Origin of the sequence: Streptomyces humicola, from assembly GCF_024436035.1 — a bacterium.
In the GTDB taxonomy this organism is placed as follows: domain Bacteria; phylum Actinomycetota; class Actinomycetes; order Streptomycetales; family Streptomycetaceae; genus Streptantibioticus_B; species Streptantibioticus_B humicola.
This window is the reverse complement of record NZ_JANFNG010000003.1, coordinates 118,726-144,890: the sequence shown is the minus strand read 5'-3', so window position 1 is coordinate 144,890 and position 26,165 is coordinate 118,726. Positions and strand designations below refer to the sequence as shown.

At 70.9% G+C, this 26,165-nt stretch carries 26 protein-coding genes and 1 tRNA gene; 11 read left to right on the top strand and 16 right to left on the bottom strand.

Going from position 1 to position 26,165, the window contains the following annotated elements; all coding sequences use genetic code 11:
* Positions 1-64: 64 nt before the first annotated feature.
* Positions 65-388 carry a DMT family transporter gene (locus NGB36_RS06670; RefSeq protein WP_255919166.1) on the top strand — a complete coding sequence of 108 codons (324 nt, stop codon included), beginning with the start codon at positions 65-67 and terminating at the stop codon, positions 386-388.
* Between the two features lie 44 nt (positions 389-432).
* Positions 433-888, top strand: a complete 456-nt coding sequence (locus tag NGB36_RS06665; protein WP_255919165.1) for a GNAT family N-acetyltransferase — start codon at positions 433-435, stop codon at positions 886-888.
* On the opposite strand, the gene NGB36_RS06660 is transcribed toward NGB36_RS06665, so the two are convergent.
* Entirely contained in the window at positions 869-1,441 is a 573-nt protein-coding gene (locus NGB36_RS06660) for a TetR/AcrR family transcriptional regulator (RefSeq protein WP_255919164.1), read from the bottom strand. The genes NGB36_RS06665 and NGB36_RS06660 overlap by 20 nt on opposite strands.
* 203 nt (positions 1,442-1,644) lie before the next feature.
* On the opposite strand from NGB36_RS06660, the gene hisN reads away from it, so the two are divergent.
* Together hisN and NGB36_RS06650 are read left to right on the top strand one after the other, a co-directional pair.
* Complete coding sequence (gene hisN, locus NGB36_RS06655; RefSeq protein ID WP_255919163.1) at positions 1,645-2,451, top strand: histidinol-phosphatase; 807 nt, start codon at positions 1,645-1,647, stop codon at positions 2,449-2,451.
* A 162-nt stretch (positions 2,452-2,613) separates the two neighbouring features.
* Positions 2,614-2,997: a CBS domain-containing protein gene (locus NGB36_RS06650; RefSeq protein ID WP_255919161.1), complete on the top strand. Its 384-nt coding sequence runs from the start codon at positions 2,614-2,616 to the stop codon at positions 2,995-2,997.
* Positions 2,998-3,075: 78 nt separating this feature from the next.
* Here NGB36_RS06650 and NGB36_RS06645 read toward each other — a convergent pair whose 3' ends face one another.
* On the bottom strand, positions 3,076-4,542 hold the full coding sequence (locus NGB36_RS06645) for a catalase (RefSeq protein WP_255919159.1): 1,467 nt from the start codon (positions 4,540-4,542) through the stop codon (positions 3,076-3,078).
* Between the two features lie 137 nt (positions 4,543-4,679).
* Between NGB36_RS06645 and NGB36_RS06640 the strand changes: the two genes are divergently transcribed.
* Entirely contained in the window at positions 4,680-5,117 is a 438-nt protein-coding gene (locus tag NGB36_RS06640) for a Fur family transcriptional regulator (protein WP_255919157.1), read from the top strand.
* Here the strand turns inward: NGB36_RS06640 and NGB36_RS06635 are convergent.
* Positions 5,056-6,702 (bottom strand): HEAT repeat domain-containing protein, encoded by a 1,647-nt coding sequence (locus NGB36_RS06635; RefSeq protein WP_255919156.1) that lies wholly within the window; start codon positions 6,700-6,702, stop codon positions 5,056-5,058. The two genes, NGB36_RS06640 and NGB36_RS06635, sit on opposite strands and share 62 nt — an antisense overlap.
* A 211-nt stretch (positions 6,703-6,913) precedes the next feature.
* Between NGB36_RS06635 and NGB36_RS06630 the strand changes: the two genes are divergently transcribed.
* A complete protein-coding gene (locus NGB36_RS06630) occupies positions 6,914-7,774 on the top strand; it encodes a trypsin-like serine peptidase (protein ID WP_255919155.1) in 861 nt (286 codons plus the stop codon).
* Positions 7,775-7,852: 78 nt separating this feature from the next.
* On the opposite strand, the gene NGB36_RS06625 is transcribed toward NGB36_RS06630, so the two are convergent.
* The 3 genes from NGB36_RS06625 to NGB36_RS06615 form a co-directional block, all read right to left on the bottom strand.
* Positions 7,853-7,926 (bottom strand) — tRNA-Met (locus NGB36_RS06625).
* Between the two features lie 60 nt (positions 7,927-7,986).
* Positions 7,987-9,801, bottom strand: coding sequence for a tetratricopeptide repeat protein (locus NGB36_RS06620; RefSeq protein ID WP_255919154.1), 1,815 nt, complete (start codon positions 9,799-9,801; stop codon positions 7,987-7,989).
* Between the two features lie 145 nt (positions 9,802-9,946).
* Positions 9,947-12,823 carry a UPF0182 family membrane protein gene (locus tag NGB36_RS06615; protein ID WP_255919386.1) on the bottom strand — a complete coding sequence of 959 codons (2,877 nt, stop codon included), beginning with the start codon at positions 12,821-12,823 and terminating at the stop codon, positions 9,947-9,949.
* A 143-nt stretch (positions 12,824-12,966) separates the two neighbouring features.
* Here NGB36_RS06615 and NGB36_RS06610 point away from each other — a divergent pair, with 143 nt between their 5' ends.
* Positions 12,967-13,551 (top strand): PPA1309 family protein, encoded by a 585-nt coding sequence (locus NGB36_RS06610; RefSeq protein ID WP_255919153.1) that lies wholly within the window; start codon positions 12,967-12,969, stop codon positions 13,549-13,551.
* Positions 13,552-13,587: 36 nt separating this feature from the next.
* On the opposite strand, the gene NGB36_RS06605 is transcribed toward NGB36_RS06610, so the two are convergent.
* The 4 genes from NGB36_RS06605 to NGB36_RS06590 all read right to left on the bottom strand — a co-directional run bounded on the left by NGB36_RS06605 (position 13,588) and on the right by NGB36_RS06590 (position 16,716).
* A complete protein-coding gene (locus NGB36_RS06605) occupies positions 13,588-14,661 on the bottom strand; it encodes a YlbL family protein (RefSeq protein ID WP_255919152.1) in 1,074 nt (357 codons plus the stop codon).
* 85 nt (positions 14,662-14,746) lie between these two features.
* Positions 14,747-14,926, bottom strand: coding sequence for a hypothetical protein (locus NGB36_RS06600; protein WP_255919150.1), 180 nt, complete (start codon positions 14,924-14,926; stop codon positions 14,747-14,749).
* A gap of 153 nt (positions 14,927-15,079) precedes the next feature.
* A complete protein-coding gene (locus tag NGB36_RS06595; protein WP_372509385.1) occupies positions 15,080-15,535 on the bottom strand; it encodes a molybdenum cofactor biosynthesis protein MoaE in 456 nt (151 codons plus the stop codon).
* 68 nt (positions 15,536-15,603) lie between these two features.
* Positions 15,604-16,716, bottom strand: coding sequence for an SDR family oxidoreductase (locus NGB36_RS06590; protein ID WP_255919148.1), 1,113 nt, complete (start codon positions 16,714-16,716; stop codon positions 15,604-15,606).
* A 210-nt stretch (positions 16,717-16,926) separates the two neighbouring features.
* Here NGB36_RS06590 and NGB36_RS06585 point away from each other — a divergent pair, with 210 nt between their 5' ends.
* The gene (locus tag NGB36_RS06585) at positions 16,927-18,390 is read left to right on the top strand and encodes a zinc-dependent metalloprotease (RefSeq protein ID WP_255919147.1); all 1,464 of its coding nucleotides are present in this window, start codon (positions 16,927-16,929) and stop codon (positions 18,388-18,390) included.
* Complete coding sequence (locus tag NGB36_RS06580; RefSeq protein WP_255919146.1) at positions 18,387-18,929, top strand: NUDIX hydrolase; 543 nt, start codon at positions 18,387-18,389, stop codon at positions 18,927-18,929. Before NGB36_RS06585 ends, NGB36_RS06580 begins: the two co-directional genes overlap by 4 nt.
* Here NGB36_RS06580 and NGB36_RS06575 read toward each other — a convergent pair.
* Positions 18,926-19,525, bottom strand: a complete 600-nt coding sequence (locus NGB36_RS06575) for a M48 metallopeptidase family protein (RefSeq protein ID WP_255919145.1) — start codon at positions 19,523-19,525, stop codon at positions 18,926-18,928. The genes NGB36_RS06580 and NGB36_RS06575 overlap by 4 nt on opposite strands.
* 190 nt (positions 19,526-19,715) lie before the next feature.
* Here NGB36_RS06575 and NGB36_RS06570 point away from each other — a divergent pair, with 190 nt between their 5' ends.
* Together NGB36_RS06570 and NGB36_RS06565 are read left to right on the top strand one after the other, a co-directional pair.
* Positions 19,716-20,834 carry a ThiF family adenylyltransferase gene (locus tag NGB36_RS06570; RefSeq protein ID WP_255919144.1) on the top strand — a complete coding sequence of 373 codons (1,119 nt, stop codon included), beginning with the start codon at positions 19,716-19,718 and terminating at the stop codon, positions 20,832-20,834.
* A gap of 61 nt (positions 20,835-20,895) precedes the next feature.
* Positions 20,896-22,245: an ABC1 kinase family protein gene (locus NGB36_RS06565; protein ID WP_255919143.1), complete on the top strand. Its 1,350-nt coding sequence runs from the start codon at positions 20,896-20,898 to the stop codon at positions 22,243-22,245.
* On the opposite strand, the gene NGB36_RS06560 is transcribed toward NGB36_RS06565, so the two are convergent.
* The 5 genes from NGB36_RS06560 to NGB36_RS06540 form a co-directional block, all read right to left on the bottom strand.
* Positions 22,246-22,455 (bottom strand): hypothetical protein, encoded by a 210-nt coding sequence (locus NGB36_RS06560; RefSeq protein ID WP_255919142.1) that lies wholly within the window; start codon positions 22,453-22,455, stop codon positions 22,246-22,248.
* A 137-nt stretch (positions 22,456-22,592) separates the two neighbouring features.
* Positions 22,593-22,910 carry a putative WhiB-interacting protein gene (locus NGB36_RS06555; RefSeq protein ID WP_255919141.1) on the bottom strand — a complete coding sequence of 106 codons (318 nt, stop codon included), beginning with the start codon at positions 22,908-22,910 and terminating at the stop codon, positions 22,593-22,595.
* The gene (locus NGB36_RS06550; RefSeq protein WP_308288810.1) at positions 22,907-23,263 is read right to left on the bottom strand and encodes a WhiB family transcriptional regulator; all 357 of its coding nucleotides are present in this window, start codon (positions 23,261-23,263) and stop codon (positions 22,907-22,909) included. The genes NGB36_RS06555 and NGB36_RS06550 overlap by 4 nt, the downstream gene beginning before the upstream one ends.
* A gap of 179 nt (positions 23,264-23,442) precedes the next feature.
* Positions 23,443-23,739 (bottom strand): hypothetical protein, encoded by a 297-nt coding sequence (locus tag NGB36_RS06545; RefSeq protein ID WP_255919140.1) that lies wholly within the window; start codon positions 23,737-23,739, stop codon positions 23,443-23,445.
* 149 nt (positions 23,740-23,888) lie between these two features.
* Complete coding sequence (locus NGB36_RS06540) at positions 23,889-26,108, bottom strand: ATP-dependent DNA helicase UvrD2 (RefSeq protein ID WP_255919138.1); 2,220 nt, start codon at positions 26,106-26,108, stop codon at positions 23,889-23,891.
* Positions 26,109-26,165: the final 57 nt, after the last annotated feature.

The following is a 26,165-nucleotide window of genomic DNA, read 5'->3' as shown; positions in this document are numbered from 1 at the left end:
GCACCCCCGTATGACAATCGACGCGGGATGATCGACCGGAGCTGCGCTGAACGGGAGGCACGGGATGGCATGGCTGCTCGTCGTGGTCGCAGGGCTGCTGGAGACCGGGTTCGCCGTCTGCCTCAAGATCTCCCACGGCTTCACCCGGCTGTGGCCGACGCTCGCCTTCGCCGTCTTCGCGCTCGGCAGCTTCGGGCTGCTGACGCTCGCGCTGAGGAAGCTCGACGTCGGCCCCGCCTACGCGGTGTGGACGGGCATCGGCGCGGCGGGCACCGCGACCTACGGCATGATCTTCCTGGGTGACCTGGTCAGCACCTTGAAGATCGTCTCGATCAGCCTCGTCGTCGTCGGGGTGATCGGCCTGCAGCTCTCCGGCAGCTCTCACTGACCCCCGGCGCACGCCCCGGGGCGCGCGGGTGATGGGATGCGGCCATGGACGAGATCACCTTCCGGCGTGCCACCGAGGCCGACGTCGCACGCATCGTCGCACTGCTCGCCGACGACTCCTTGGGGGCCGTCCGCGAATCCCCGGAGGATCTGGCCCCGTACCGGGCCGCCTTCAAGGAGGCCGACGAGGACCCGCGGAACATGATCATCGTCGCCGAACGGGACGGCGCGGTGATCGGCACGGCCCAACTGACGATCATCGCGGGACTGTCCCGCAGGGCGGCCAAGCGCGCCCAGATCGAAGGGGTACGGGTGGCGGCCGAGGCGCGCGGCACGGGGCTGGGCTCGCAGCTGATCGAATGGTGCGTGGAGCGGTCCCGCGACGAGGGGTGCACGCTGGTCCAGTTGACGTCGGACGCCACCCGCATCGACGCGCACCGCTTCTACGAGAAGCTCGGCTTCCAGGCCAGCCACATCGGCTTCAAGCTGCCGCTCCGTTGAGCAGTCCGCGCACCAGGCGCGACACCTCCAGGCACGCGTCCTCGTCCGACGGTGCGGGCACCAGGACATAACTGAGCGTCAGCCTCGCGGCGGCGTCGCAGGCCCGGCCGATGTCGGCCGCGCCGCACCTCGGGCCGCACTGCTCGACGGCGCCCACGGCACGGCCGCGCAGCGCCTCGACCAGGTCGCCGGGCGAGGGGTCGGGCGCCGCCGGCAGCCTGCGGCCGCGGCAGCCGGTGAGCGCCTCGCGCAGCAACGCGCTGCGGCGGGCCGCGTGCAACGTCCATGCGGTGGCGGCCGCGAGGCACTCGCCGGCGTCGGCGCCGCGCCGCCCGGCCGCGGCAAGGACGTGTTCGACACCCGCCAGATAGTCGTCAGCCGCACGGCGTACCAGGGCGCGGGCGAGTCCGTCCTTTCCCCCGAACTCGTTGTAGAGCGTTTGCCGTGACACACCGGCGGCGGCCGCCACCTCGACCATCCGCACCGTGTCCCACGGACGCTCCTCCAGGGCGCCCAAAGCCGCATTCAGTAAGGAATCGCGCGCTGTCGGCATCTTTGCCTCCAAGGCCGTCAATGCGGCCGTGCGCAAAGAATTGACGCGGGACTACACGCTGTCAAGACCGCCGGAGCGACGCACGCGATGCGACGCGCCGAATGCGCTCGCGCTCCGCCATTCCGCTCCTTCGTGTGTCCTTACTACTGTCGTCGGCCATGCCGCGTAGCCCTGGCGTGGGCACGATCGCTACTGTTCGCACCATGGCCGACTTCTACGACGATCTGCGCCTCGCCCACATCCTGGCCGATGCCGCCGACGCCGTCACCATGGAACGCTTCAAGGCGCTCGACCTGAAGGTCGAGACCAAGCCGGACATGACGCCGGTCAGCGAGGCCGACAAGGCGGCCGAGGAGCTGATCCGCAGCCAGCTGCAGCGGGCCAGGCCGCGCGACGCCGTGCTCGGCGAGGAGTTCGGCAGCGAGGGCCAGAGCGCGCGGCGCTGGATCGTCGATCCCATCGACGGCACCAAGAACTACGTGCGCGGCGTCCCGGTGTGGGCGACGCTGATCGGGCTCGCGGTGCGCGGCGAGGGCGGCCCCGAGGGCGACGACGGAGTGGTGGGCCTGGTCTCGGCGCCCGCGCTCGGGCGTCGCTGGTGGGCGGCGAAGGGCGGCGGCGCGTACACCGGACGGAGCCTGTCGTCCGCGACACGGCTGCACGTCTCGAGGGTGGACGACGTCGCGGACGCCTCCTTCGCGTACTCCTCGCTCAGCGGCTGGGAGGAGCTGGGCCGCCTGGACGGGTTCCTCGACCTGACCCGGGCCTGCTGGCGCACCCGCGGCTACGGCGACTTCTGGCCGTACATGATGGTCGCCGAGGGGTCCGTGGACATGTGCGCCGAGCCCGAGCTCAATCTGTGGGACATGGCCGCACCGTCGGTGATCGTGCGGGAGGCCGGCGGCCGCTACACCGACCTCGACGGCCGGCCGGGCCCGTACGGGACGAACGCGGCGGCCTCGAACGGCCTGCTCCACGAGGAGCTGCTGGGCTACCTCAGCCAGGTCTAGCCAGATCTGGAGCGGACCGGCCGGCTCTGACGCGTGCCTGTCACGCACTGCACCCTTGCCAGGCCGTGCGACCGGTGTGACTATGAGAGTCCCCGAGCTTGTGAACTTGTGAATTCCTTCTCAAGTTCATCCCCAGTGAGCCGCCGACCCAAGGGGAGTCCAATGCTCGTATCGGACGCGATGAGCACCATCGTCCTCACCATCGGCCCCGACCACACACTCCGCCAGGCCGCCCGGCTGATGTCCGCCCGCAAGGTGGGCTCGGCGGTCGTCCTCGATCCCGACACCTACGGCCTCGGCATCCTCACCGAGCGCGACATCCTCAACTCGGTCGGCGCGGGCCAGGACCCGGACCACGAACGCGCCGCCGCCCACACCACCACCGACGTCGTCTTCGCCGCGCCCGAGTGGACGCTCGAAGAGGCGGCGGCCTCCATGGTCCGCGGCGGCTTCCGCCACCTCATCGTGCTCGACGGCCACGAGCTCGTCGGCATGGTCTCCGTCCGCGACATCATCCGCTGCTGGGCCCCGGCGCTGGCTGCGTGACCCGGGCTCACCCGGGGCAGACGAAGAGGCCGGAGCCCCATGGCGTCCGGCCTCTTCGGTTGGTACGGCAAGCGTCCGTCAGCCGCGCAGGGCCTGGACCGCGGCCTCCAGCCGCTTGCCGTAGTCAGCGTCCGCCTGGCGGAAGTTGTTGATCGCCCGCTCGGCGATGTCGTCGCGGGAGACCTCGGCGATGAAGCCCGCGAGGTTGGCGATCAGGCGCTCCTTCTCGTCCTCCGACATCAGGCGGTAGAGGTTGCCCGCCTGGACGAAGTCGTTGTCCTCGGCGTGCGAGGGTGCCTCGTGCTTACCGGTGGGGCCGCTGACCGGGACCGGCTGCCACAGTGCGCGGCCGGTCTCCTTCGGGCCGTCGAAGCTGTTGGGCTCGTAGTTCTTCATCCCGGTGTGCCGGCCGTCGTAGAGGTAACCGTCGCGGCCGTAGGTACGGGCCTCGGTGGCGTGCGGGCGGTTGACCGGCAGGTGGTCGGCGTTGATGCCGACGCGGTAGCGGTGCGCGTCCCCGTAGGCGAACAGCCGGCCCTGGAGCATCTTGTCCGGGGACGGGCCGATGCCGGGCACGAAGTGGATCGGCGAGAAGATCGACTGCTCGACCTCGGCGAAGATGTTCTGCGGGTTGCGGTTGAGCTCCAGCCTGCCGATCTCGATCGGCGGGTAGTCCTCGTGCGGCCAGACCTTGGTCAGGTCGAACGGGTTGAAGCGGTAGTTCGCCGCCTCGGCCGCCGGCATGATCTGCACCTGCACGGTCCAGCTCGGGTACTCGCCGCGCTCGATCGCCTCACGCAGGTCGCGCTGGTGACTGTCCGGGTCCTCGCCCGCGAGCTTCGCCGCCTCCTGCGAGGTGAGGTTCTTGATGCCCTGGTCGGTCTTGAAGTGGTACTTGACCCAGAAGACCTCGCCGGCCTCGTTGTTCCACTGGAACGTGTGCGAGCCGTAGCCGTTCATGTGGCGGTACGAGGCGGGGATGCCGCGGTCACCGAACAGCCAGGTGACCTGGTGCGTCGACTCCGGGCTCAGGCCCCAGAAGTCCCATACGTTGTCCGCCTCCTGGGAACCGGTGTACGGGTCACGCTTCTGGGTGTGGATGAAGTCCGGGAACTTGATGGCGTCCTTGATGAAGAAGACCGGGGTGTTGTTGCCGACGAGGTCGTAGTTGCCCTCCTCGGTGTAGAACTTGAGCGCGAAGCCGCGCGGGTCGCGCACCGCGTCCGCCGAGCCGAGGTTGCCGGCCACGGTCGAGAAGCGCGCGAAGACCTCGGTCTGCTTGCCGATCTCGGAGAGGAACGTGGCGCGGGTGTACTTGGTGACGTCCGCCGTCACGGTGAAGGTGCCGTAGGCGCCGGCGCCGCGCGCGTGGACGATGCGCTCCGGGATGCGCTCGCGGTTGAAGTGCGCGAGCTTCTCCAGCAGCAGTTGGTCCTGGACCAGGACCGGGCCGCCGACGCCCGTCTGCTCACTGTTCTGGTTGTCCGCGACGGGAGCCCCTGACTCCGTGGTCAGCGGGCCGGCTGTCGTGTCCCGAGTCGTCACGTGCGCCTCCTCAGACGTACTTTCCTGCCCCTGGGCTATCGCCGGAACCGATCCTACAGTAGACACAGTCTAAGTCAAGAAGAGGCTCAGATCCGTACGGATTCAGATTCCGGACTCCTCGCTGTTAGGCTGTAGCCATGAGTGACCTGCTGGAACGGCTTCGCGGACGCGGCTGGCGGCTGACCGCACAGCGCCGGGTCGTCGCCGAGGTGCTCGACGGTGATCACGTACACCTGACCGCGGACGAGGTGCACGCGCGCGCCGCCGCACGGCTCCCGGAGATCTCCCGCGCCACCGTCTACAACACCCTCGGCGAGCTCGTCTCGCTCGGCGAAGTGCTCGAGGTGTCCACCGACGGCCGCGCCAAGCGGTACGACCCCAATGCCCACCGCCCGCACCAGCACCTGGTGTGCTCGCGCTGCGGCGCCATCCGCGACATCCACCCCGGCGGCAATCCTCTGGCGGACCTGCCGGCGGGCGAGCGCTTCGGATTCACCGTCTCCGAGGTCGAGGTCACCTACCGGGGGCTGTGCCCGGGCTGCGCACGGGCTGCGCACGGGCCTGACCCGGCCTGAGCCGGGAGAGGATGAACGCCAGACCGTCGCGGTCGGCGGCCGGCAGACCGGCCCGGTCGAGCAGGCCGCGGATGCGCTGGAGTTGATCCGCATCAGGAAGCTCGTAGACCTGCGTCCGCAGCCAGGTGCGGACATCCGTCCGCCCGCGGGCGGCCAGCTCGGGCCGCGGATCGGCGGCCGCGTTCAGGGACAGCTCCAGACGATCCCACGGAGCGGTGGCGCGCGCCGCCCGCAGCGCCGCTCTCCACACCGGCGGCTCCGGGCGCGCCAGCGCGCTGCGGACCGGCTGGGGTGCGGCCGCACCCGCCGCCGCAAGCGCGTCGAGCGCCTCGCGGGCGAGGCTCGGCGCGGGGTCGGCGCTGATCGGGCCCAGCGCGGCGGCCAGCTGTTCGGGGCTCCCGAGCCGCCCCAGCGCCCGCACGGCGGCCCTGCGCACCACCGGGGCCCAGCTCTCGTCCCGGGCCAGCACCTCCAGCATCGGCACATCGCAGGCCTCCCCGCACTCGCCGAGCCCGGCGGTGAGCCCGGCCACCAGACGCGGCTGCGTGGAACGGCCGCAGCGCCGCAGCTGCTTGCGGTAGACGTCGACCGGCGGTTCGCCCCGCTTGTACAGCTTCCAGCGCGCCTGGGCACGCACCATACGGGAGCGGTCGGCGAGCGGCGCGACGAGCCGGGTGGCCGGTACGTCGTCGGGCAGCGCGGCGACCGCCAGCTCCCGCACCGCCGCGGACCGCGCCCCCATCAGCCGTCCCGCCTGGTCGGGGTCGAGTTCGAGCAGCCGCTCGGCGCAGAGCGCGCGGCACACCTGGTCACGGTCGTGGAGCGCGGTACGGGCGAGGTCGCCGCGTACGTACTCCCCCAGATCCAGGGCGAGTTCGACGCCGAAGCGCCGCACATGGGGATCGGGCTCCGCGGCAAGGCGGCGCACCGTGCGGCGGCGCTCGGGCCGGCAGAGCGCGGCGCGGTACGCGTCGAGCACCCCGCCCGCGCGACGACGCCGGTCGAGACGCGAGAGCAGTCTGATCGCGACAGCCGCCTCGTCGGGGGCGACATGGTCGAGCAGTGCCGCCACCGCCGGCTCCCGCACCTGCTCCACCCAGTCGTCGGTGCGCAGGGTGAGCGCCATGGCGACGAACCGGCCGCTGCGACGGGCGAGGCGTTCCACGGCGGCCTGGCGGACCCGGCCGTCCGCGTCGAACGAGGCGAGCACGAGGTGGAGCGGGTCGGCGTCGGCGGGCAGACCGCGGCGCCGGGAGAGACCGGACGAGCCGGAGCCGTATGAGCCGCGGCGAGCGAAACGGTCGAGGTGCAGCCACAGGTGCGGCGGGGCCGCGAGCAACTGCTCCAGGACGCGCCTGCGCTCCTGGGCCGTGCCGCCGGCGTCTACCGCCCACACCTCGTCGAGGAGCACATCGGCGGCGGCGCGGCGTCCGGTGGAGGCCTCCCGGCACAAGCGCTCCCAGCGGCCGGTGTCCTGCGCCTCAGTCTCGGGGGAAGTACTCCGGCGGCGCAGAACCGATCGGGCCTGCCCTCTGCGCAGCAATGCCGCCTCCGCCCGTTCGCCCGTCCGCCTCTTGCCGCCCACACGCTGCTCACAGGCAAGCATCACTCAGCGCGGGTCCCGGCTCCAAGGGAGTTCGCTGGGCTTTGCCCAGGCCATACCGCTCCTCTACCGAAGCGTGGAGCGACACACCATTGAAGATCCGCGTAATCGTTATAAGCCTGTTCTCAGACACTGCACTTATCCTTGCTCAAGCCGAGCCGACGCCACATACGCAGCAGACGGGAGGGCCTGGGTGCGCCGTCGCAGTCGTACGAGAGCCGCCATGCTGTGCGCGGTGGGAGCCCTCGCGGTGGCCGGTCTCATCCAGTACGCACCCGACGTGCTCGCCCTCGCCGAGCCCAAGCACCACATCTCCGAGGACGCGGGGCCGCCCACCGACTGGAACAAGAAGGGCACCTATCTGAGCGCCGCTCAGGCGTACCCCAGCGTGGTGCGGTTGCTGGGCAGCGACGGCTCCCCGTTCTGCAGCGGCAGCGTGGTGCACAGCCCCGGTGCGGACATCGTCATCACCGCTGCTCACTGCGTGTACAGCGGCGGCACCTACAACACCGGAGTGAGCGTCGCGCCGGGCACCACCGGCGGCGCGGACCAGCACGGCACCTGGAACGTCGACAGGATCTGGGTCGACCCGCGATACACGCAGGGTGACGAACGGTACGACTACGCGTTCCTGCGGGTCTCGCGGCCCGGCGGTCCCGAGATCGAGGACGCGGTCGGCGGGAACACCCTCACCGTCAACGAGCCGTTCGACCTCCGCGGGGTGACGACCACCGGCTACCCGGACAGCAGCAACCCCGGTGACCAGCAGATCACCTGCACCATGAACACCTACCAGTCCGGCGCCCACGACCAGTACCGGGAGATGCGCTGCGGCGGCTACTACGCCGGTGTCTCGGGCGGCCCGTGGGTGCTGCTCAAGCCGGGCGCCCGGACGGGCGCGCTGATCGGGGTCGTCGGCGGGTACAACGGCGGCGGACCGTCGGACGACGACGCGCACGCCGACGCGATCTCCTACAGCCCGTACTTCACCAACGACACCATGGCGCTGTACCAGCAGGCGGTGGACGACGACGGTGGCCAGGACGCGGGCTGAAGCGACGCGCCACGACGCACAGACGCACAACAGAAGACGGAGGCCCGGAACCGTACTGGTTCCGGGCCTCCGTGTCAGTAGCGGGGACAGGATTTGAACCTGCGACCTCTGGGTTATGAGCCCAGCGAGCTACCGAGCTGCTCCACCCCGCGTCGTTGTGTGCCCAGTGTAACCAGGTGCCACCGAGGCGGGCAAATCACGTGCCCGCGCGCCTATGCACTGAACGCGCTCAGCTCCTGACGCAGCGCGTCAGCGAGCCGGGCGGCGCGCTCGGCGACCTCCGCGGGGCCCAGTTCGACCGCACGGCCGCACCAGCGCTCGGCCTCCCCCAGCTCACCGTGGCGGGCGGCGAGCAGCGCGAGGCGCAGCGCGGCACGGCCGTGACCGGCCTCGGCGGCGCGCTTCCACCACAGCGCGGCCTCCGGCTCGCTGCCCTCCCGGGCGAGGAGCAGGCCGAGGTTGAAGGCCCCGTTGCGGCTGCCGGCCTCGGCGGCGCGCCGGTACCAGCGCGCGGCGTCCTCCGTGTCACCGCGACGGGCCGCGCACATGCCGAGCCGGACCTGGGAGCGGCGGTGCCCCCGGTTGGCGGCGCGCTCGTACCACTTCTCGCTCTCCGGCGACTCCTGGTCGAGCAGGGAGCCCAACCGGAAGGCGGCCTCCGCGCTGCCGGCCTCGGCGGCACGCCGCAGATGCGGCTCGGCGCCGGCCGCATCGCCCTCCCGCTGCAGCGCTATGGCGACCTGCAGCGCGGCCTCGGTGTGACCCGCGGCGGCGGCGCGCTCGTACCAGCGGCGGGCGGCCGCCGCGTTCTCGGCGCCCTCGCGGCCCGCGCACAGGATGCCGAGGTTGAAGGCGGCGTCCACGCTGCCGGCCTCGGCCGCCTTGGAGAACCACGGTTCCGCGCCCGCCGCGTCGCCGCGCTGCAGGAGCAGCACGGCAAGCGCGTTGGCGGCCTCGCGGTGGCCGGCGTAGGCGGCGCGCCGGTACCACTGCTCGGCCTGCGCGGTGCTCCCGCGCTCGGCGCAGAGCAGGCCGAGGTTGTATGCGCCGTTGTCGTCGCCTGCGTCGAGCGCGACCCGGTACCAGCGCTCGGCGGTCTGTGTCTCGCCCTCCTGTGCGTGCAGCGCGCCGAGTGCGTTCGCGGCCTGGCCGTCGCCGTCCAGGGCGGCACGGCGCCACCACTCGGCGGCACCGTCGATGTCGCCCGCGTCGCGCAGCAGGAACCCGAGGGCACAGGCGGCCTTCGGGTCGCCGTCGCGCGCCGCGGTCAGATACCAGCGTCCGGCCTCCGTCACGTCGCCGCGCGCTTCGAGCAGAGCGCCGAGGCGCAGGGCGGCGCGCCGGTGGCCGCGGGCCGCGGCCTGCCGGAACCACTGCTCGGCCTCCGCCTCCTCGCCGCGGTCGGCGCAGATGCGGGCGACGCGGTAAGTCGCCTCGCGGTGGCCGTGCTCCGCGGCCGCCCGGTACCACCGCTCGGCGCCCACGTCGCGCCGGTGGTCGAGCAAGTCGGCGAGAGCGTACGCGCCGAGGACGTGGCCGGATTCGGCGGCCTGCCGCAGCCAGTACTCGGCGCCGGGCTCGTCACCGCGGTCGCGGTAGTGGCGGCCGAGCGCGTGCGCGGCCGATGTGCTGCCGGCGACGGCGGCGATCCGCCACCAGGCGGCGGCCTCGTCGCCGTAACCGCGCTGGTGGAGCAGCAGCCCGAGGTTGTTGGCGGCGGCGCGGTCACCGGCTGCGGTGGCGCTGCGCAGATAGGGCTCGGCCCCGTCGAGATCACCCCGGCGCAACAGTGACGTGCCGATCATGCTCTGGGCGTTGGGGTCGCCGAGTTCGGCGGCGCGGCGGTAGCGCGCCTCCAGCTCGGCCTCCTCCCGCGCAGACAGGACGTCGTCATCAAGTGCAACGTCGGCCTCGGTCCCGGTCTCGACCTCAGCGTGAACTTGAGCGTGCACCACGACGTCGGGGCGGGTCGCTTCCCCGTCCCTGGCCGGGCCGCGTGGCTCCAGCAGTTTTGCACCATCCCCCATGGGATCCATCGTCGCACCACCTGCAACCGGCGTACACCAGGTATACCGCAGCCCTTGAGGTCACTTCAGCGTTTTGTCGACTTCCCGACTTCCCGACACGCCGACACCTCAAACCACAATGGCCACAGTCCCCCCGCACAAGCGATCAGGAGCGGCGTCCAGTTGACGCGTCCTCTGCTCGCTTGAGCGCCGCCTGCAGTTCTGCCTGGGCCGTGCCGTAGGCCGCCCAGTCACCCCTCTTCAGCGCCTGCTGCCCGGCATCGAAGGCCGCCTGAGCATCGGCGAGCGCCTGTTTGACGGTCGGATCCGCGGATTGCGACCCGCCTGTGCCGGGCGGCGGCTGCTGCCGACCCGTCGGTTCCGACGTGGGCGCCGCGAACACGTCGTCGAGCGCCTGCGAGAGGGTGTCGTCGAACGCCGTGCTGTCACCGTACGTCACCAACACCTTCTTCAGCAGCGGATAGTTGGTACCGGCGCCGCGTACGTACACCGGCTCGACGTACAGCAGTCCGCCGTCGAGCGGCACGGTCAGCAGGTTGCCGTACTCGACCTCGGAGTCGCCCTTCTGCCAGATGTTGACCTGGTTGGCCACTGCGGGATCGGAGTTGAACTTGCTCTGCACCTGCTTCGGCCCGGAGACCGTGCTGGAGGTGGGCAGTTGCAGGAGCCTGATGGTGCCGTAGTCCGGGCTCGTCGCATCGGCGTCCACGGCCATGTACGCGCCCAGGTTGTCCCGCCCGCTGGGTGTGAACGTGGTGGTGAGCGAGAACGCCTGCGCGCTCTGGCCCGGCATCTTCAGGCTCTGGTAGTACGGCGGAACCGCGGCGCCGTCCCGCTTCGACGGGTCGTCCGGCACCTGCCAGACCTCGCTGCCGCTGTAGAACGTCGAGGCGTCGGTGACGTGGTAGCGGGTCAGCATCTGGCGCTGCACCTTGAACAGGTCCTGCGGATAGCGCAGATGCTGCATCAGCTGGGGGCTGATCGCGCTGCGCGGCAGGACCGTGCCCGGATACGCCTTCATCCACGTCTTCAGCACCGGGTCGCCGGTGTCCCACTGGTACAGCTTCACCGTGCCGTCGTAGGCGTCCACTGTCGCCTTGACCGAGTTGCGGATGTAGTTGACCTCGTCCTGCTGAGCGAGCACGGAACGGCCGCCTCCGGTCAGCGAATCGGCCGTCGTGTCCCCGAGCGTCGTGCGCGAGGAGTACGGATAGCTGTCGGTGGTGGTATAGCCGTCGACGATCCACACAATGCGCCCGTTCACCACCGCCGGGTACGGGTCGCCGTCGATCGTCAGCCACGGCGCGACCGACTCGACCCGCTCCTTCGGGGTGCGGTTGTACAGGAGTCTCGACCCCTTGCCGATCGCCTGCGAGTACATCAGCTGCGGCTCGTCCATCTGCACCGCGTATGCGGCCCGCGTGACGGGGTTGGCCAGGCTCACCCCGCTTCTGCCGGTGTAGGTGTAGCTCTTCTCCCCGTTGTCGGTCGAGTAGTCGATCTCCTTGGTCGGACCGCCGACGATCGACCACTGCGTGGTCTGCTCGCCGTAGTAGATCCGCGGCTGGTACGAGCCGAGCTGCCCCTGCGGTGGAAGGTTGGACTCGGTGAAGGAGGGCGCTCCGGTGTCGGTGACCGCTGTGCCGTTCGCCGCGACCAGTCCGTATCCGTGGGTGTACTTGAAGTGGTCGTTGATCCAGTTGCTGTCCGGAATCCCCTTGATGTTCAGTTCGCGCAGGCCGACCACGGTGTCCTGCGTGTTCTGCGTCCCCTGCTGCCCGCCGCCCGCCGGATAGCGGTCCACGGCGAGCGGTGAGTTGAACGAGTAGTAGCTGCGCATCTGCTGCAGCTGTTGGAAGGTGGGCGAGACGACGTTCGGGTCGAGCAGCCGGATGCTCGCCGTGGTGTTGGCATCCGCGCGCAGCGTGCTGTTGGGTGTCGAACCGCTGGTGCCGGGGTAGTCGGTGGCCTTCGTGCCGTCGATCCCGTATGCGGCGCGTGTGGCGTTGATGTTCCGCTGGATGTACGGGCCCTCCTTGGCCGCCTCGTCCGGCTGCACCTGGAATTTCTGAACGATCAAGGGGTACAGCCCGCCGATGAGGATCGCGGAGAGCACCATCAGCCCGAAGCCGATCACCGGAAGGCTCCAGGTGCGCCGCCACAGCGTCGCGAAGAACAGCAGCGCGCAGATGATCGCGATGCAGAACAGGATCGTCTTCGCCGGCAGATAGGCGTTGGCGTCCACATAGCGCAGGCCGGTCCATCCCGTGGCCGCCTTGAAGCTGCTCGACTTCACCGCGAGCCCGTAACGGTCGAGCCAGTACGCAACCGCCTTGAGCGACACGAAGATGCCGAGCAGCACCGACAGATGGCCGGTCGCGGCCGCCGTCGCCCGTGTGCCCGGAGCGCTGATCCGCAGCCCCCCGTACAGGTAGTGCACGACCGCGGCGGCGATCAGGCTCAGCACCACGGCGGCGAAGCCGAATCCGAGCAGGAACCGGTACCACGGCAGGTCGAAGACGTAGAAGGAGACGTCCTTGTGGAACTGCGGGTCCTTGGTGCCGAACGGGACGGCGTTGACGTAGCTCAGCCACGTGCTCCACTCGCCGGAGGCCGACGCACCGGTGACCAGCCCCACCAGCAGACTCACCGTCAGCAGCACCCATCCGCGGTAGGGCGCGATGCCGAGCCGGTAGCGGTCGAGGCTCTGCTGCTCGACGGACATCGCGCCGAGCTGCGGACGCAGCCGGTGCGCGAGATGGATGTTGAGGCCGACGGTGACGGCCATCACCAGGCCGAAGACGAAGAACAGGCCGAGCCGGGCAGTGACGGTGATGGAGAAAACGGAGGAGTAGTGGACCGACCGGTACCACAGCCAGTCGGTCCAGAAGCCGGAGAACATCACGAACGCCATGGCCGCCATCACCAGCACCGCGAGCGTCAGGAACAGCGTCCGGGCATGCCGCGACGGTCGTACCGCTCCGGTCCGCGGACGCGATGGGCCCGCGCCGCGCTCCGGCATCTGGAAAGCCAAGATCGCCCCTCGAAATCCGCGCTCTGCCACCTGGTACCCGAAGGGTGTCCGGCCCGGACACCCATCCATGCAACTTACTCAGGGATGGCACGGTTCCCGCCCGGGGGCTCGGAACGTGCAGGATGTTGCCCATGTCCAACATTTCCAGCGAGGGCACCCCCCTCGCCGCCAACCCGCTCACCCGCGCCGTACTCGAGATCGACGACTACGCCTCCACCCTCGGCTGGGACCAGCCCGCACGGCTCTTCGCCCTGGTCGACACGGCGCGGCTGCGCGCCGAGGAGCCGGAGCTGAGCCGACAGCTCGGCATCGGCGAGGACGGGGACGGAGACGGCGGTGGGACGGCCGGCTCGCTGACCCCCGTCGAGCAGGACGAGATCCCGGCGGACGCCCCGCTCGACGAATTCCTCGCCACCATCGCCTGGCCCGACGTCGTGGTGGGCTGCGCGCTCACCGTCGAGCGGCTGATGCTGCCGCCGTCGGCCGAGGAGTCGATGCCTGCCGCGCTCGACGAGGCCGACGAGGCCTCGCTGGCCAAGTGGGTCGCCGAGCACCCGGACCGGCAGGAGGTACGGATGACCGTGGGCGTCCTGCGCGACGGCAGCCGGGAGTCCGCGATCAGGCTGCGTGGGAAGGACTCACCGACCGAGGTACTGACGGGATCCTCGCTGGTGCCAGGGCTCGCCGAGGCGCTCTCCGCGACCTTCGAGGAGTAGGGCCCGGCAGCCGCCTACGCCCGCGCGCCCGTACGGTCAGCCTGCCGTGCAACTCGGCAGGTCGGCCGTCTTCCCCTGACGGATGTCGGCGAGGGCGTCGAGCGCCCCCTTGAGGGTGGAGACCTTCACCAGCCGCAGCCCGGACGGGGTGTTCTTCGACGCCGCGCCGCAGTTGTCCTGCGGCGTGAGGAAGTACTGGGCGCCGGCGTCCCGTGCGGCGATGATCTTCAACGCGATGCCGCCGATCGGGCCGACATTGCCGTTGTCGTCTATCGTCCCGGTCCCCGCGATGAACTTTCCGCCCGTCAGGTCGGTCGGCGTCAGCTTGTCGATGATGCCCAGCGAGAACATCAGGCCCGCGCTCGGCCCGCCGACGTCGGCGAGCTGGACATTGACGGTGAACGGGAACTGGTGGCTGCTCTCGGCCTGGATGCCGACGATGGCCCGGCCCGTGCCGTCCTGTGCCTTCTCGGTCCTGATGGTGACCTGGCGGGCGGGCGCACCGGGGTTGGTGGCGTCGTTCGCCGGGACGACGGTGAAAACCACGTCCTGGCCGGGCTTGTGCTTGGTGACGAGCTTGGCCACGTCCGTGGGCTGGACGACCGCCGTGCCGTCCACGGCCTTGATCACGTCTCCCGCGTGGAGCCTGCCCTCCGCCGGGGCACCCTTGACCACGCTCCCGACCACGACATCCGAGCCCACGTGGTACCCGAGCTCCTTCAGCGCCGCCGCCTTGGCGCTGTCCTGGGACTGGGTGAATTCCTCGGCATTCTGTTGGTCGACCTGCTGTGCGGTCTGGCCGGTGGGGTAGAGGGTCTCCTTCGGGACGACTTCGTCGTCGTTGGACAGCCACCCGCTGATCGCTTCGAGCAGGTTCATCGAATAGTCGGAACCCGTCACCCGGACCGTCGTCATGTTGAGATTGCCGGTCGTCGGATACGTCTTGTGCCCGGAGATCTGGAGCACCGGCTGGCCGACGTTCTCGCTGAGCGTATTGACGGTGGGCCCCGGCGACATTTCGGCGTACGGCACAGGCATCAGCACCCCGATGCACAGCAGCGCTATGAGCAGCAGCGTAGAGGTGAGCATGGTCGCGGTACGGCGTGGCATGGCACGACAGTACGGGACGAGCCCGCACGATGCGCCGTCGGGCCGCGCATCGGGGCCGGGCGGAGGATCGTGCGTCGGAGGATCGTTACACCACGTCGGAGCCGGAGTGCGTGTGCGTCCTCGTCATGGCCTCGCGGAACCGCTCGTAGCCCGCGAGCGAATCGGTGTCGTCCTGTGCCCGACGGGTACGGCTCGCCCAGCCGGCCCACAGGCTGGCGGCAATCGCACCGATGACCGGAATCAGCAACCAAACGAGCGCCGCCATACCGGCCTCCCGACCAACGCACTCACCGATGAAGGACCTATGAGCAGATTAACCGCTCGACATTCCAACGCTCAGGCCGGGTCGCGAGTTACGCAACCCGTGCGCAGGGAAAACACCGGAAAAGAGTCATCAAGGTGAGGCGCCAGTGGGCCGCTACGCGCCCACCCATTCCTCGGTGCCGTCGGCGAAGGTCTGGTGCTTCCAGATCGGCACCTCTCGCTTGAGGTCGTCGATCAGGCGGCGGCAGGCGGCGAACGCCTCACCCCGGTGCGGGCACGAGACGGCCACGACGACCGCCAGATCGCCCACGTCGAGGTCACCCACGCGGTGCACGGCAGCCATCGCCCGTACGGGGAAATCCGCGGCGACCTTCTCCGCCACCCGGCGCAGCTCCGCATCGGCGGTGGGGTGCGCGGAGTAGGACAGACCCGTCACCTCGGAGTCCCCATCGCGGTCGTGGTCGCGTACGGTGCCCACGAAGAGCGCCGTGCCACCGGCCGCGTCGTCACCGACCGCGCCGAACACCTCGTCCACAGAGAGTGGAGTGTCGCGAATGGCGAGGAGCCGGATGGGGTCCTGACCGTCGTACATGCGTGCCATGGACGCCATGGTGCCCCACCGCCCCTCCCTACGGAAAGGGGCTTCCGTCCCGCACACGACAGGGCGCCTCGCCCCGCTCAGCCGCCGCGCCGCTTGCGCGCCCGCCTGACCAGGGCCGCCGTGCCCACCAGCGCCACGGTGGCACCGGCCGCGCCGAGGGTTGCCGCGTCCTTGCGGCCGAGGCGGCGGCCTCCGACGGTATGCCGGCCCTCGACCTCCTCCAGCAGCTCCGCGAGCACCTCCTCGTTCGTCCACTTCGGCCGCCAGCCCGCTTCGTGAAGCCGGCTTCCGCTCACCACCCAGGGGTGCATCGTGTACGCGAGGTCACCGGCCGGGGACGGGGTCAGGCCCAGCCGGTGCAGCCGGGCGGCCGCGCCGAGCGCCACCGACTGCGGCAGCTCCATGCGCCGGATCCCGGAGAGCTCCTCGACCTCCTCCTGCTCCAGCCAGCCGTCGCAGCCGACCGCCATCTCGCCCTCAGCCTTGCCGAGCGCCGCGTACTCCAGCGCCGAGACGAGATCCTCGACGTGACAGAACTGCCAGCACGGGCGGCTGCCGGCCACCACGAGCAGGCGCGGCGACTCGAAGTAGCGGGTGAGCGCGGTGTCGGTGCCGCCGACGAGCACCGCGGGCCGCACGACGCTGACGTTGAGGCCGGGGTGGGCGCGCGGCGCGCGGCGGCCCAGGCGTTCGATCTCCAGCAGGTCGCCGACGCAGGTGGCCTCCGCGGTGGCGCGCAGCGGGGCGTCCTCGGCGAGCGGTACATCGTTGTCTTCGAGCGCCCCGTAGACCATCGCCGAGGTGACGAGCACCACGCGGTGCACCCCGGCAGCGGCGGCCGCAGTGAGCACGGTCTGCGTACCCCGCACGTTGAAGGCGGTGCGTGCCTTGGGGTCGGATTCGAGGTCCAGGTCGAGGGCGAGATGCACGACGACGTCGACGGGGTGGCCCTCGGCGCGCAGCCGGTCCGCGATCGCCGGATCCCGCACGTCCAGGACACGCCACTGCACACCCGGGACGTCACCGCGCCGCTCGTCGATCGCGACGACCTTCTTGACCTCGTCGGATTCGGCGAGGCGCCGTGTCAGCAGCAGCCCGACGCCGGACGCGGCACCCGTGACCGCGACGACCGGCCGCCGCGAGGCTGCGGCGCTCCGCCCAGAGCGAACGTGCGGCGATGGGGAACTCACCGGGTGTCTCCCACTGTTGTTGCTGGTACGAGGTATGTACAGGATGCGCAGGTCCCATCCTGCCCGAGACGTGTCTAGGCTGGTGGTACAGGCCCCTGCGCGTAACGAGCCGTATCGAGTGGTGACGAACGCAGCTGACGCACGCAACGGTCGGAGCGCAACTCCGTACGCACAGACAGAATCCACTGACACATAGAGCCGAGGAAGCCCGTGAGTGACACCCCATTTGGATTCGGCGTCCCTCCTGAGGAGCCCGAGGACGGGGACGAGGGCAAGAAGAAGGGTCTGCCCGGCGGTGGATCCAGTGGTGCGGGGGGTTCTGGCGTGCCCGGCAACCCCTTCGGTTTCGGCGCAGGGGGCTTCGGCGGCGGGTCGGGCCAGGGCGGCGACAACCCGCTCGCCGCGATGTTCGGTTCGCTGAACCCGAACGATCTCGGCGCGGCCTTCCAGCAGCTGGGCCAGATGCTCTCCTACGAGGGCGGCCCGGTGAACTGGGACATGGCAAAGGACATCGCCCGCCAGACCGTCGCCCAGGGCGCGCCGGACGGCTCCAAGGACGCGAGCGTCGGGGCGAGCGAGCGCGCGGCGGTCGAGGAGGCGGTGCGACTCGCCGATCTGTGGCTGGACGACGCGACGTCGCTGCCCTCGGGCGCAGGGTCCGCGGTCGCCTGGAGCCGTGCGGAGTGGGTCGAGGCGACGCTGCCGGCCTGGCAGGAGCTGGTGGACCCGGTGGCCGAGCGGGTCGGCACCGCCATGAGTGGAGTGCTCCCCGAGGAGATGCAGGCCATGGCCGGCCCGCTGCTCGGCATGATGCGCTCCATGGGCGGCGCGATGTTCGGTACGCAGATCGGGCAGGCGCTCGGGGTGCTCGCGGGCGAGGTGGTCGGCTCGACCGACATCGGCCTGCCGCTCGGCCCGGCGGGCAAGGCCGCGCTACTCCCGGCGAACATTGCGGCGTTCGGGGCGGGACTCGGCGTACCCGGGGGGGACGTGCGGCTGTACCTTGCGCTGCGTGAGGCGGCGCACCAGCGGCTGTTCGCGCATGTGCCGTGGCTGCGGGCGCACCTGTTCGGTGCGGTCGAGGGATATGCGCGCGGGATCAAGGTGGACACGGCGAAGCTGGAGGACGCGGTCGGGCAGCTCGACCCGTCGAACCCGGAGGCGCTGCAGGAAGCGCTCCAGCAGGGGATGTTCCAGCCGGAGGACACCCCCGAGCAGAAGGCGGCGCTGGCTCGTCTGGAGACGGCACTCGCACTGGTCGAGGGCTGGGTGGACGCGGTGGTGCACGCGGCGGCGGCACCGCATCTGCCGTCGGCGAGCGCACTGCGCGAGACGCTGCGGCGGCGCCGGGCGACCGGCGGTCCTGCCGAGCAGACCTTCGCCACGCTGATCGGTCTCGAGCTGCGGCCTCGCCGGCTGCGGGACGCCTCGCGACTGTGGGCCTCGCTCACCGATGCCCGCGGCGTCGACGGGCGGGACGGGTTGTGGGCGCACCCGGACATGCTGCCGACGGCGCACGATCTCGACGATCCGGACGGTTTCGTACACCGCGAGCCGACGCCGGAGGACGAAGGCATCGATTTCGACGCGCTCGACAAGTTGCTGGGCGAGGCCGCACGCAAGGACGACGGCAAGGACGGCGGCGAACGGAACGAGGGCGACGGCGAGAAGTGAGCCCGCACAGCCTGTACGCGGACTCGGCGCGCGTCCTGACCCACTGGAAAGCGCCGCACGACGCTCCAGGTCAGGAGCAGCTGCGGCTGGAGTATCTCGGCCACCTCGCCGCACACCCTGACGGGATGTGGAAGTCCTGCCGCGACGGGCACATCACGGCGAGCGCGCTCGTCGTCGACGCGGACCGCGGGCGCGTACTGCTCACGCTCCACCGCAAGCTGCGCAAGTGGCTGCAGATGGGCGGCCATTGCGAGCCGGACGACGCCACCTTGGCGGACGCGGCGCTGCGCGAGGCGACGGAGGAGTCCGGGGTCCCCGGCCTCACGCTGCTCGACGGCGGCCCGGTGAGGCTGGACCGTCATCGCACGCCGTGCGCCTGGCACTTGGATGTGCAGTACGCGGCCATCGCACCTCCCGGCGCCGTGGCGGCGATCAGCGATGAGTCGCTCGACCTGCGCTGGTACGCGTACGCAGAGGTCGCGTCGGTGGCCGACGAGTCGGTGGTACGGCTCCTCGACCGCACCCGCGCGCTGGTCTAACGCTCCTCGCGCTGCCCGCCGCGTCCGTCGCGGGCCGTCGGCAGACAGGGCAGACGGGCCGCCGCGACCACCCCTTCGAGATAGCCGCGCGCCCGTTCGGTGCGTGGATACGCCTCCAACAGCGCCCAGAAGCGCGGCCCGTGGCCGGGGACGAGCAGGTGCGCGAGCTCGTGCAGCAGCACGTAGTCGACGACGTACTCGGGCATGCCCTGCAGGCGGTGGGAGAGCCTGATGCTGCCCTCGGCAGGGGTGCACGAGCCCCAGCGGGTGTTCTGGTTGGTGACCCACCGTACGGTGTCGGGCCTGGCGCGTCCGTCGAGATATTGCTCGGACAGCCATGCCGCGCGTTCGGCGAGCTCGTCGTCGCCGAGCATCCGTTTGCTCTCCTGGGCGGCGAGCTTGTCGAGCATCACGGCGACCCAGCGCTGCTCCTCGGCTGCCGACATCCGGGCGGGGATCAGCACGATGGTGCGATTTCCCTCGCGGTACGCGGAAACCGTTCTGCGGCGGCGCGCGCTGCGCCGTACCTCCACTGCGGTCGCCCGGGAGCCGAGGGGATGACTGCGGGATGCGGGGGATACGGGCTCGGCGGACACGCCCCGACGTTACCGGCTGGGGTGCGGATAAGTCGCGCGTCCCGGGCTGACGCCTATGAAATGACTAATGCCCACAGCCTGTGGATAACTTCCGGCAGGGCCCGGGAGGAGCGTGCATTCTGGAGCCGACCGGAGGAAACCCGGCACAGGACAACGAGAAAACGGGATAACGGGACAAGGGGGACGTGTCATGCATCCGATGCTCAAGCCCGCACTGCGGCGCAGCTGGCGGGAGCGCACGAGCCTGCAGTTCGGGGTCGGCCCGGAGCAGGCAGTGGTGCTGGAGTCGCTGGACGGCCCGGCATCGCGCTTCCTCCGTCTGCTCGACGGGACACGCGGCCTCGGCCTGCTCTACCAGGAGGCCGCGGCGCTCGGCCTCGCGCCGGATCGCGCCGAGCGGCTCCTGGACGAGCTCGCACGCGGCGGCGTGCTCGACGACGCGGACAGCACGGGAGGGCTCAGCGACGTCATGGGGAGCGGGACGGGTGCGCTCGAACGGCTGCGGCCGGATCTGGCGTCGCTTTCGCTGGTCCACCGCGAGCCGGGTGCTGCCGCCGCGCGGATGGCGGCTCGGCGTGCCCTCCGCGTCAGGGTGCGCGGCGCCGGGCGGGTGGGGGCGTCGCTCGCCGCGGTGCTCTCGGCCGCCGGTCTCGCCCGCGTCGATGTGCAGGACGGCGGAAAAGCAGAGCCGTGGGACGCGGCGCCGTGCGGCATCCCTGCGATACAGGTGGGAGAGCGCAGGGAGTCGGCGGCGCGCGCCGCGGTCCGGCGCGCCGCGCCCGACCCGCGGCCTGCCTCGTCCCGCTCCGGGCGCCCAGCGGGTTCCGAACCCGCTCTGGGGTTGATGGTGCTGGCGCCGCGCGACGGTCTGGCGGCGTACGCACCCGACCCCGCGGAGGCGGAGCCGCTGGTCATGGCCGGGATCCCCCACCTGTACGCGGGCGTTGTCGAGGGTGTCGGATTCGTCGGGCCGCTGGTGGTGCCGGGCCGCTCGCCGTGCGCCGGGTGTCTTGAGCTGGGCCGCGCCGACGCCGATCCTGCGTGGCCGAGGATCCTCGCCCAGCTGCGCTCCGGCCGTCCGCCGGCGGTGCCTGCCTGCGACGTGGCCCTGGCGACACTGGTCGCGGGGCTGGCGGGCACGCATGCGCTCGCCTTCCTCGACGGCGGCACTCCGCCCAGCGTGGGGGCGCGCCTGGAGTTCTCCTTGTCCGGACTCGGCCTGAGGCACACGCGGATCGCGGCGCATCCCGAGTGTGGTTGCGGGTGCAGTGCTTCACAGTCGGCAGCACGCGCGACAATGGCCGGGTGACCACCCGGCTCACCGTGAGCGACTGGGCAGTTGCTGTGCCATCCCGACCGAAAGAGGGCGCATGTCGGATCTTCCTCGTAAGGCCATGACCCGTACCGCGAAGTTGGCCGCGCTGCCGCTCGGCTTTGCAGGCCGTGCCACCATCGGGCTCGGCAAGCGGATCGGGGGCCGGCCGGCCGACGTGGTGGCGAGCGAGCTGCAGCAGCAGACCGCTGAGCAGCTGTTCAAGGTGCTGGGCGAGCTCAAGGGCGGAGCCATGAAGTTCGGCCAGGCGCTGTCAGTGTTCGAGGCAGCGCTGCCGGAGGAGGTCGCGGGGCCCTACCGGGCCGCGCTCACCAAGCTGCAGGACGCCGCGCCGCCGATGCCAGCGCGCACCGTTCACGACGTGCTGGCGAAACGGCTCGGCGAGGACTGGCGGGATCTCTTCGAGAACTTCGAGGACAAGCCCTCCGCAGCCGCATCGATCGGCCAGGTGCACCGCGGCGTCTGGCAGGACGGGCGCGAGGTCGCGGTGAAGGTGCAGTATCCCGGGGCCGGAGATGCGCTGCTGTCAGACCTGTCCCAACTCAGCCGGGTGGCACGGCTGTTTGGTCCGCTGATTCCGGGCATGGACATGAAGCCGCTCATCGCGGAGCTGCGCGACCGGGTCAAGGAGGAGCTGGACTACGCGCTGGAGGCTTCGGCCCAGCATGCGCACGCGGTCGAGTTCGCGGATGACCCGGATGTGGTGGTGCCCGACGTCGTGCATCAGGCCGACGAGGTGCTCGTCACCGAATGGCTGGAGGGGGTGCCGCTGGCCGAGGTGATCTCCCGTGGCAGTGCGGAGGAGAGGAACAGGGCGGGGCAGTTGCTCGCGCGCTTCCTCTTCGCCGGTCCGGCCCGCACCGGGCTGCTGCACGCCGACCCGCATCCGGGGAACTTCCGGCTGCTCGTCGACGACGGCCCGGCGGAGGGATGGCGGCTGGGCGTTCTGGACTTCGGCACGGTCGACCGCCTGCCCGAGGGGCTGCCGCTGCCGATAGGCACATCGCTGCGGCTGGCCCTGGAGGACGAGGCTGAAGAGGTGCTTGCCATCCTGTGCGACGAAGGGTTCGTCAGGCCGACGATCAAGCTCGACCCCGACGCCGTACTGGACTACCTGCGGCCGGTGATCGAACCTGCCCGGGTCACGGAGTTCACTTTCGGCAGGGCGTGGATGCGCGCCCAGGCGGCACGCGTGGCCGATCCCCGCTCCCCCGCCTACCAGTTGGGCAAGCAGCTCAATCTGCCGCCGTCGTACCTGCTCATCCACCGCGTGACGCTCAGCACGATCGGCGTGCTGTGCCAGCTGGACGCCACCGTGCGGCTGCGCGACGAACTGCTGGAATGGCTGCCCGGATTCGCCCACCCGGAGCAGACCGAGACGGCCTGACTACCACCAGGCGGAGTCGAGCCGTCCCTCGATGCTGCGCAGATGGGTGCGGCCGCAGTGGTCGCAGAAGTAAAGGCGTACCCCGCCCTCCACGGAGCAGGTCCAGGTGATGGGCAGGTTGTCGCTGGTGGCGCCGCAGCGCGCGCACACGGCCGGGGCCGGCCGAGCGGTCCGGTCTTCAGAAGCGGTTTGCTGAGTCTTCTGATCCACCTGCCGACGATACCTCCACCTACCGCGCGGACTACGACGCAACGCACCGCTGGGCCGGTCCCGTTCGGAACCGGCCCAGCGGTGGCCGACCTTGCTTTGTCGCCGACAGGTTTCGGAGTGCGAGCCTCAGGCGGCTGCTACTGCATCACCGCGAGGGCGATGGCGCGGCGGGCCCGCAGCGACGCGCGCTCGGCGCGGCGCTGCAACCGCCTGGCCCGGGCCAGACGGAGGGCCCTGCGTTCGGATTCGGCCTCGTACAGCCGCGAGCGGTATTGAGCCCGGGCCAGGGCTTCGTGCATCAATTGCATCTGACGGGTCCTGTTCTGGCGCGACGCCTCGGCGTCGTTTCGGCGGACGGGCGTGTCGGTGGCGGACGGGTTCATAGGGGCTGCCTGCTTCTGCGGATCGTGCGTCAGGGGGTTGTCGATGGTTCCGACGGCCGTACGGGCGTTCATGCCACGACCTCGTGCTTGCGCGGACGTCCCCGCGGCCGCTTCCGGGCGACCACGACGCCCTGGACGAAGAGCTCGCCGCCCCAGACGCCCCACGGCTCGCGGCGGGCCTTGGCCCCGGCGAGGCAGGCCTCACGCACCGGGCAGGTCTGGCACAGCGACTTGGCGTACTCGACGTCGGCCGGGGTCTCGGCGAAGAAGACCTCCGGGTCGTACGACCGGCACGGGACGGGTACGCCGAGGCGCTCGATCTCGTCGTCGAGCTCGGACAGGGGCAGCAAGGGAACCTCCGGAGGGACAGGCGGCGGGATCGTTTCGGAATGCGGCACTGACGGGGCGTGCGCTTCGGGATGCACGGTCTGTGTCTTCCTGTCTGTCGGCCGGCCGGTGGGCCGGTGTCTGTCGGTACCGGGTCGGTGCTGCTCCGAGGCCCCTCCACCCGCTTTCACCTGGGCTTTCACCCGAGAAAACAGAAGGGCCGCGGATCCCGGTTCACGGGTTCCGCGGCCCTGGAAGGCGCCGACCTGATGTCCTATCAGGCTGGATCTCTCCAGGGTTCGAGCCCGCGGAAGGCCCGCATCATCTGGTGCTGCTGCGTCGTTACGGTCGGTTCGCTGGTGCCGGCACCATTGGCCGCGAACGCATAGGCGGAGGCCTGCGCTGCCGCCGCTGCCGCCGGTGCCTTGGTCGGTCGCTCGATGAGCGGAAGGACCCCAAAGGCGCCCGGACGCACGGACTCGACGCCGGACAGACCGGTGCCGCGGAGGCGGGAACCGGACAGACCGCAGGCGGCGGCCGAACGAACGGCGGTCATTTTCGTGAAGCTGATCATCGGGCTCGCCTCCTCTCGGCGTCTCGTAGGGCGTATGGGCCAGTACAGCACGGCTTCAGCGGTCCCGTGAAGGGCCCCGCCGCGTCAGCGGCTGGTGTCACTGCGACCGTGCTCACGCAGGCTATGGGTATTCGCGTGGCGCGCGCAAACTATTTTTCCGACGAATCCTCAGCGGTTTCATCAGCGGATTCTCCGGAATCCGGGATTCCGGCCGGTGCCCCGGCACACAGTGCCAATACATCCGCCCCGAACCTCTCCAGCTTACGTGCGCCCACCCCGGCGATGCGGCTCAACGCGGCTTCGTCGCCAGGCACGTTCTCGGCGATCGCCAGCAGCGTCTTGTCGGTGAACACGCAGTATGCGGGCTGCCCGAGCCGCTTGGCCTGTGCCGTACGCCAATCGCGCAGCCGCTCGTAGAGCGCCTCGTCGAGGTCGGACGGGCAGTCCTCACACCGCATCAGCTTGATCTCGCCGGCGTCGGACAAGGTGCGTCCGCACACCCGGCAGTGCACCGGCCCCCGCTTGCGGCGCCCGCCCGAGCCGCGCTCCACCCCGCCACCCGTCAGGCCGGCCCCACCGCCGCCGCGGGCCGACGGCCCCGGACGCAGTCCGGTGAGGAAGCGGGACGGCCGCCGCCCGCCGCGCCCGCCGGGCGCACGGGAGAGCGCCCACGACAGTGCCAGATGGAGCCGGGCCCGCGTCACCCCGACGTAGAGCAGCCGCCGCTCCTCTTCCACCTGCTCCTCGGTCCTGGCGTAGGTGATCGGCATCATCCCCTCGGTGAGGCCGACCAGGAACACCGCGTCCCACTCCAGACCCTTGGCCGCGTGCAGCGAACCAAGGGTGACACCCTCCACGGTCGGGGCGTGCTGGGCGCCCGCACGCTCGTCGAGCTCGGCGACGAAGCCGGCGAGTGTCGCGTCCGGCCGGGCGCCCGCGAAATCCTCGGCCAATCGGACCAGGGCTGCCAGCGACTCCCAGCGGTCGCGCACCGCGCCCGATCCCGCGGGCGGCTCCGGCGACCAGCCGCGCGTGCCCAGCACCGCGCGGACCTGGGACGGCACATCGGCCTCGTCGAGAGCGGGATCCGAGGTGCCCCCGGCGCGGGCGGCCCCGCGCAGCAGCATCCCGGCCTCCCGCACCTCGGGCCGTTCGAAGAACCGCTCGGCGCCGCGCAGCTGATACGGCACCCCGGCGTCCGCCAGCGCCTGCTCGTACACCTCGGACTGCGCGTTGATCCGGTACAGCACGGCGATCTCGCTGGGCCGGGTGCCCGCGTCGATGAGCTGCCGGATGCTGCGCGCGACGCCCTCCGCCTCGGCCGGCTCGTCGGTGTACTCGGTGTACGAGGGCTCCGGGCCGGTCTCGCGCTGCGAGACCAGTTCGAGGCGGTGGGTCGCGGCCTGGCCTCGGGCCTGCGCCAGCAGCCCGTTGGCGAGGTGGACCACCTGAGGGGTCGACCGGTAGTCGCGCACCAGCTTGATCACGGTGGCCTGCGGGTGCCGGGTGCGGAAACCCAGCAGGTACTCCGGGGTGGCGCCGGTGAAGGAGTAGATGGTCTGGCTGGCGTCACCGACCACGCACAGGCTGTCCCGGTCACCGAGCCACAGATCGAGCAGCCGCTGCTGCAGCGGGCTGACGTCCTGGTACTCGTCGACGACGAAGTGCTGGTACTGGGCACGCACTTGATCGGCGACATCCGGGCGCTCTTCGAGCACCCCGACGGTGAGCAGCAGCACGTCCTCGAAGTCGATCACCGAGCGGTCCCGCTTGAGCTGCTCGTACGTGGTGTAGATGCGGGCGATCTCGGCAGCGTCGCGCGGCGTCTCACGGCCCGACTTGCCGGCGGCCGCCGGATAGTCCTCGGGCACGGTCTGGGTGACCTTCGACCACTCGATCTCGCCGGTCACATCGCGCAGCTCATTGCGGTCGAGCCGGACACGGCAGCGCGCGGCGGCCTCGGCGACCAGCTGGATCTTGCGCTCCAGCAGCCGGGGCAGCTCGCCGCCCACCGCGCGCGGCCAGAAGTACTGCAGCTGCCGCAGCGCGGCCGAGTGGAAGGTGCGGGCCTGCACCCCTCCGGCGCCGAGCTGACGCAGCCGCCCGCGCATCTCGCCCGCGGCCCGTGCGGTGAAGGTGACGGCGAGCACATTGCCGGGCTGCAGCATCCCCGCCCGCACCCCGTACGCGATCCGGTGGGTGATCGCCCGCGTCTTGCCGGTGCCGGCGCCGGCGAGCACGCACACCGGCCCGTGCAGCGAGGTGGCCACCTCGCGCTGCTCGGGATCGAGCCCGTCGAGCACCGCGTCGGCGGAGGATGGTGCCTCCGGGAAGGCCGGGAAGGGCAAGGCGTCCGTTGCTGCAGTCACCCCGCCATGCTGCCAGGTCCTGTGAGGCGGCAGGGAAAGTTATCCACAGGCGTGGTG